The sequence below is a fragment of the Mycobacterium simiae genome (assembly GCF_008370645.1).
GTDB lineage: Bacteria > Actinomycetota > Actinomycetes > Mycobacteriales > Mycobacteriaceae > Mycobacterium > Mycobacterium simiae_A.
Map to the genome: position 1 here is coordinate 1 of NZ_VTZN01000654.1, position 251 is coordinate 251.

General features: G+C 73.7%; 1 pseudogene. It reads left to right on the forward strand.

What is annotated here, in order from left to right:
* A pseudogene (locus tag F0Q45_RS28500) lies at nt 1-251 on the forward strand (hypothetical protein); the annotation flags it as partial.

The window sequence follows — 251 nt, forward strand, 5'->3', positions numbered from 1 at the left end:
CATCGGGCCCGGTGGCTTCGGCGGGGACGGCGGCCCCGGCGGCCGCGGCGGAAGTGGTCGCGTTGTCGAGTTCCAGGGCCAGACCTTCATCGGCCGCAATGGAGACGGCGGCGCGGGCGGCGCAGGCGGCTCAGGAGGCTCAGGCGGGATTTCCTACGGCTACGGCGGAAACCCCAACCCGCTGCAGCGCAGTGGCGGTGACGGTGGTGACGGCGGAGACGGCGGCGACGCAGGTCGTACGTCCGGAGCGA